Annotated in this window: 3 protein-coding genes; all 3 read left to right on the forward strand. The window is 66.3% G+C overall.

Annotated features, from left to right (window positions below; all coding sequences use genetic code 11):
- A partial coding sequence (locus ACN4F8_RS14905) for an L-threonylcarbamoyladenylate synthase (protein WP_419474282.1) occupies positions 1-589 on the forward strand: 589 nt, incomplete at its 5' end.
- Positions 590-651: 62 nt separating this feature from the next.
- Entirely contained in the window at positions 652-1,320 is a 669-nt protein-coding gene (locus tag ACN4F8_RS14910) for a site-2 protease family protein (protein ID WP_419474283.1), read from the forward strand.
- Positions 1,321-2,610, forward strand: coding sequence for a tryptophan--tRNA ligase (locus tag ACN4F8_RS14915; RefSeq protein ID WP_419474284.1), 1,290 nt, complete (start codon positions 1,321-1,323; stop codon positions 2,608-2,610). It begins immediately after the preceding gene.
- Positions 2,611-2,632: the final 22 nt, after the last annotated feature.

The following is a 2,632-nucleotide window of genomic DNA, read 5'->3' on the forward strand; positions in this document are numbered from 1 at the left end:
ACTCAAGCAGGCCGTGCAGTTGCTCGAACGCGGCGGTGTGCTGGCAGTGCCCACCGATTCGAGCTACGCACTGGTCTGCCACCTCGACGACAAAGCCGCAGACGACCGCCTGCGCCGCATACGCCAGGAGGACGACAAGCACCACCTCACGCTGATCTGCCGCGACCTGAGCGAACTCGCCAGCTACGCGCGGGTCGACAACCGGCAGTACCGGCTCCTGAAACTCGCCACGCCGGGGCCCTACACGTTCATCCTGGAAGCCAGCAAAGAAGTGCCACGGCGCCTGAGCCACCCCTCGCGCAAAACGATTGGCCTGCGTGTGCCCGAACACAAGACGCTGCTGGAACTGCTGGGGCTGCACGGCGCGCCACTGCTGTCCACCACGCTGATCCTGCCCGGCCGGACCGAACCGCTGAACGACGCCCGGGACATCCGCGAGCAACTTCAGCACGAACTGGCGGGCGTGATCGACGCGGGGGCCTGCGCACTGGAGCCCACCACGGTGATCGACCTCACACCCATGGGCAGCGGCGGTGACCCCGAAGTGATCCGCGCCGGCCAGGGCGCCCTCGGCCCGCTCGGCCTCTGAGCCGACCCGGCGGGGCACTCGCCCACTCTGGGACAATACGCGTTTGCCCCCAAGCATCCCCCATGGATTTCGCCCAGATCGTTCAAACCGTCGCCCTCTACGCCATCCCGGTGTTGTTCGCCATCACGCTGCACGAGGCGGCGCACGGTTACGCGGCCAAACACTTCGGCGACCGCACGGCCGAACTCATGGGGCGCATCACGCTCAACCCGGTCAAACACATCGACCCGGTCGGCACGATCGCGATGCCGCTCCTTCTTTACTTCGCCACGGCAGGCGCCTTCTTGTTCGGTTACGCCAAGCCGGTGCCGGTCAACTTCGGGCGGCTGCGCAACCCCAAGCGCGACATGGTGTGGGTGGCTCTGGCCGGCCCTGGTGCCAATCTGTTCCAGGCGATCGCCTGGACCATCTTGCTGTATGTGCTGGCGGCCCTGGGCGTGCAGGAACAGTTCTTTTTGCAGATGTGCCGTGCCGGCGTGCTGGTGAATCTGGTCATGTTTGCATTCAACCTCTTCCCCCTGCCACCGCTGGATGGTGGCCGCATCCTGGTGGGCCTGCTCCCGATGCGCCAGGCCGAGCTGGTCTCGCGCGTGGAGCCCTGGGGCTTCTTCATCGTGATGGCGCTGGTCATCACGGGTGTGGTGGGCAACCTCTGGCTGCGCCCGCTGATGATGCTCACCGGCAGCGCCATCGAGGTGCTGCTCACTCCCCTTCGCATGCTGATCCTCTGAATGAAAACCCAACGCGTCCTCACCGGCATCACCACCTCGGGCACGCCCCACCTGGGCAACTACGTGGGCGCCATCCGCCCCACCGTGCGCGCCAGCCGGCTGGCCGAGGTGGAGAGCTTCTACTTCCTGGCCGACTACCACGCGCTCATCAAGGTGGGCGAGCCCGCGCGGGTGCAGCGCTCCACGCTGGAGATCGCCGCCACCTGGCTGGCCTGCGGCCTGGACCCCGACAAGGTCACCTTCTACCGCCAGTCCGACATCCCCGAGATCCCCGAACTCACCTGGCTGCTCACCTGCGTGACCGGCAAGGGCGTGCTCAACCGCGCGCACGCCTACAAGGCCTCGGTCGACAAGAACAACGCCGCCAACGCGGACCCGGACGCCGGTGTGACCGCCGGGCTCTTCATGTACCCGGTGCTGATGGCGGCCGACATCCTCATGTTCAACGCGCACCAGGTGCCGGTGGGCCGCGACCAGATCCAGCACATTGAAATGGCACGCGACATCGCCGCCAGCTTCAACCACCTCTACGGTGAGCACTTCACGCTGCCCGAGGCCGCCATCGAAGACCACGTGGCCACGCTGCCCGGTCTTGACGGCCGCAAGATGAGCAAGAGTTACGACAACACCATCCCGTTGTTTGCGCCACGCGACCAGCTGCGCAAGCTGATCATGGGCATCGTGACCGACTCGCGCGCACCGGGCGAGCCGAAGTCCACCGAGGGCTCTGCCCTGTTCCAGCTCTACCAGGCCTTCGCCTCGACCGAGGAGACCGCTGCACTGGCCCAGGCCTACGCCGACGGCATGGCCTGGGGCGACGCCAAACAGGTCTTGTTCGAGCGGCTGGACCAGGAGATCGCCCCCCTGCGCGCGGTCTACGACGAGCTCATCCAGGAACCCGAACGCATCGAGCGCACGCTCAAGGCCGGTGCTGAAAAGGCGCGCGCCATCGCCACCCCGTTCACGGCCAGGTTGCGGCATGCCGTTGGCCTGCGCCCCCTTCAAGCGGCCGCCACGCGCACGACCAGCAAAGCCAACAAGATCGCCGCGCCCACCTTCAAGCAGTACCGGGAGCAGGACGGTCTGTTCTATTTCAAGTTGATCGACGCACAAGGTGCGTTGCTGCTGCAAAGCACCGGGTTTGCAGCGCCGCGCGATGCAGCCCAGGCCATGGCACGCCTGCAGCGCGAAGGCAGTGCGGCTCTTGAGGCTCTCGCCACCCACATTGCGATGCAAGGCAACGCCGCCACAGTGGCAGCCGCATTGCGCTCGTTCGCCGAACCTCAATGACCTTTCAGGCAACGCAGGCCGA

The organism is Hydrogenophaga sp., assembly GCF_048549895.1.
Taxonomy (GTDB): domain Bacteria; phylum Pseudomonadota; class Gammaproteobacteria; order Burkholderiales; family Burkholderiaceae_C; genus Hydrogenophaga.